Annotated in this window: 3 protein-coding genes; all 3 read left to right on the top strand. The window is 75.6% G+C overall.

Annotated elements, in window-relative coordinates; genetic code table 11:
* Positions 1-303 precede the first annotated feature (303 nt).
* The 3 genes from VR44_RS35770 to VR44_RS35760 all read left to right on the top strand — a co-directional run bounded on the left by VR44_RS35770 (position 304) and on the right by VR44_RS35760 (position 3,136).
* The gene (locus tag VR44_RS35770) at positions 304-1,284 is read left to right on the top strand and encodes a helix-turn-helix domain-containing protein (RefSeq protein ID WP_045951822.1); all 981 of its coding nucleotides are present in this window, start codon (positions 304-306) and stop codon (positions 1,282-1,284) included.
* Between the two features lie 24 nt (positions 1,285-1,308).
* Positions 1,309-1,779 carry a DUF456 domain-containing protein gene (locus VR44_RS35765; protein WP_045951821.1) on the top strand — a complete coding sequence of 157 codons (471 nt, stop codon included), beginning with the start codon at positions 1,309-1,311 and terminating at the stop codon, positions 1,777-1,779.
* 136 nt (positions 1,780-1,915) lie between these two features.
* On the top strand, positions 1,916-3,136 hold the full coding sequence (locus VR44_RS35760; protein WP_045951820.1) for a beta-ketoacyl-[acyl-carrier-protein] synthase family protein: 1,221 nt from the start codon (positions 1,916-1,918) through the stop codon (positions 3,134-3,136).
* The last annotated feature ends 34 nt before the right edge of the window (positions 3,137-3,170 follow it).

The following is a 3,170-nucleotide window of genomic DNA, read 5'->3' as shown; positions in this document are numbered from 1 at the left end:
GGGCTCCGGCCCGGGCCCGGGCGGGGCCGCGGCCTCGTCGCCGACCAGGACCGACGCCGAGCGGAAGCGCTGGTCGAGCGTGTCCCCCGGGTCCGGTCCGGGCCCCGATTCGGGGTCCTCGTACAGCTTCTGCCACCAGTCCTGCGCGCCCTGCTGACTCATGCCCTCATTGTCGGCCGCACCGGGCGGCGGAAAACCCCGAATGCACGAAAAGGTCCCCCGGCCCGGCGGCGCCACCTTGGCAAACGGACCGGGCGTACGGAGAAGATGGCCCGGAACGGCTCTGAGAGTGGGGTGGACGGGGTGCTGGGGGCAATAGGCCTGGACGAGGGGCAGGAGTCGGCGTACCGCGCGCTGGTCGCGCTGGGGGCGGCCGAGGCGGCGGACCTCGCCCGCCGGCTGACGCTGCCCGTACCGCAGACGGAGCGGACCCTGCGGCACCTGGAACGGCAGGGGCTGGCGGCCCGCTCCTCGGCCCGCCCCGGCCGCTGGGTGGCCGCCCCGCCGGAGGTGGCCCTGGGCGCCCTCCTCAGCAGGCAGCGGCAGGAGCTGGAGCTGGCCGAGCGGGCCGCGGAGCTGCTGGCGCGGGAGTACCGGCCGGAGCCGGCGGACGCGGTGGTGCACGACCTGGTGGAGGTGGTGACGGGAGCGAGCGCGGTCGCGCACCGTTTCCACCAGATCCAGCTGGGCGCGGTGGAGGAGGTGTGCGCCCTGGCCAGCGCGCGGCCGCTCGTCGTGTCGGGGATGGAGAACGAGCCGACGGAGGAGGAGGCCGCCGTACGCGGGGTCGCGTACCGGGTGGTCATCGAACGGGACGTACTGGGCCTGCCCACCGGGATCCGGGAGGCGTCGACGGCGCTGGTGCGGGGCGCGCGGGTCCGGGTGACGGGACGGGTCCCCACCAGCCTGGTCATCGCGGACCGCGCCCTCGCCATGGTCCCGCTCACGGCGCCCGGCGCGGAGCCCGCGGCGCTCGTGGTCCACGCCTCGGGGCTGCTGGAGTCCCTGCTGGGGCTGTTCGAGGCGGTCTGGCACGACGCCGTGCCGCTCCGGCTGGGGACGACCGGGGCACCGGAGGAGTCGGGCGGCGTGCCGGACACCACGGACCTGGAGATCCTGACCCTGCTGCTCGCCGGGATGACGGACGCGAGCGTGGCCAAGCACCTGGAGCTGGGCCTGCGTACGGTCCAGCGCCGGGTGAAGGGCCTGATGGAACTGGCCGGGGTGACCACCCGGCTCCAGCTCGGCTGGCACGCGTACGAGCGGGGCTGGGTGGCCCGGTAGCAGCGCCTCGGGCACGCTGGGCGCATGGATCTGCCTCAGCTGCTCCTGGTGGGGCTGGTCCTGCTGCTCGGGGTGGTGGGAGTGCTGGTTCCCGGCGTCCCGGGGACCTGGCTGGTCTGGGCCGGGGTGCTGTCGTGGGCGCTGCACGAGCAGACGGCCCCGGGGTGGGCGCTGCTGGCCGGGTCGACGGTGCTGCTGCTGGTGGTCCAGGTGGTCAAGGGGCGGCTGCCGCCGCGGCGGCTGCGCGGGGTCGGGGTCACCCGCCGGATGGGGGCCGGGGCGCTCGTCGGCTTCGTGGTGGTCCCGCTGGTGGGGGCGGTCCCGGGGTTCGTGGGCGGGATCTACCTGTGCGAGCGGCGGCGGCTGGGGACGCACGGGGAGGCGGTGGCCTCGGTGCGGGCGGTGATGCGGGCGGTGGGGACGAGCGTGCTGGTGGAGCTGATGGCCTGCCTGACGGTGGTGGCGGCCTGGGGGGTCACGGTCCTCTTGAGCTGATACCGCCATGGCCGAACCCTACAAATTCATGATCATGAATCGATTGATCGTCCCGCTCATGACCGTTGTTGCGCCTTGGCACAGTGGTGATCAGGCAGCCCAACCGGCTGTTGGATGACCACAAGGGGGATCTGTGATGGGCAAGGACATCAGCGGGGTCTGCGTCACCGGCATGGGGGCCACCACCCCGCTCGGCGGCGACGCCGTGACGACCTGGCGGGCGATGCTGCGCGGCGAGAACGGGATCCGCGCCATCGAGGAGGAGTGGGCCGCGTCGCTCCCGGTGCGCATCGCCGGGCGGGTGCGGCGGGATCCGGCCGAGGTGCTGGACCGGGTGCGGGCGCGGCGCCTGGACCGGTGCGAGCAGCTCGCGCTGGTCGCCGCACGGGAGGCGTGGGCCGACGCGGGACGGCCGCAGGTGGAGCCGGAACGGCTCGCCGTGGTGATCGGCACCGGGACCGGCGGGGCGCTGACCCTGCTCGGGCAGGACGACGTCCTGGAGGCCTCCGGGGTGCGCAAGGTCTCCCCGCACACCGTCCCGATGCTGATGGCCAACGGCCCGGCGGCCTGGGTGTCCATCGAACTCGGCGCGCGCGGCGGGGCGCACACCCCGGTCAGCGCCTGCGCCTCCGGCGGGGAGGCCCTGGCGCTCGCCCTGGACCTGATCCGGCTCGGCCGGGCCGACGTGGTGGTCGCCGGCGGTACGGAGGCCTGTGTGCACCCGCTGCCGCTGGCCGGGTTCGCGCAGGCCAAGGCCCACTCGACCCGCAACGACGCCCCGGAGGCGGCCTCCCGCCCGTTCGACACCGGCCGCGACGGCTTCGTCATCGGCGAGGGCGCGGGGCTGGTGGTCCTGGAACGGGCGGAGTTCGCGGCGGCCCGCGGGGCCCGGGTGTACGCGCGGCTGGCGGGGGCCGGGGTGACCTCGGACGCCCACCACATCACCGCCGCCCACGCGCCGGGGCAGGTACGCGCGATACGGACGGCGCTGGCCTCGGCGGGGCTCGCCCCGGCCGACGTCGCGCTCGTGCTCGCGCACGCGACGTCCACGCAGGCGGGCGACCTGGTGGAGGCACGGTCGGTCGAGGAGGCGGTCGGCACGCATGCGGCGGTGACGGCGACCAAGTCGATGACGGGGCACCTGTTCGGGGCGGCCGGCGCGGTGGGGGCCGTCGCGGCGGTGCGGGCGGTGTACGAGGGGGTGGTGCCGCCGACCCGCAACCTGGAGTCCCAGGACCCGGAGATCGGGCTGGACGTGGTCGCGGGCGCCGCGCGCCGCATGCCGGTGCCGGCGGCGCTGGCGAACGCGTTCGGCTTCGGCGGCCACAACGCCGCCCTCGTGTTCACCTCCGCCTGACCCGTGCCCAGGGCTCCGCCCCGGACCCCGTTGC

This window comes from Streptomyces katrae (assembly GCF_000966975.1).
Taxonomy (GTDB): Bacteria; Actinomycetota; Actinomycetes; order Streptomycetales; family Streptomycetaceae; genus Streptomyces; species Streptomyces katrae.
Note: the sequence above shows the minus strand (reverse complement) of the source record. Positions and strands in the feature narration are given on the sequence as shown.

What these genes read in the sequence shown, in the direction of transcription:
- VR44_RS35765 (WP_045951821.1), top strand. Translation starts at nt 1,309, where the DNA reads ATGGATCTGCCTCAGCTGCTCCTGGTGGGGCTGGTCCTGCTGCTCGGG.
- VR44_RS35760 (WP_045951820.1), top strand. Translation starts at nt 1,916, where the DNA reads ATGGGCAAGGACATCAGCGGGGTCTGCGTCACCGGCATGGGGGCCACC.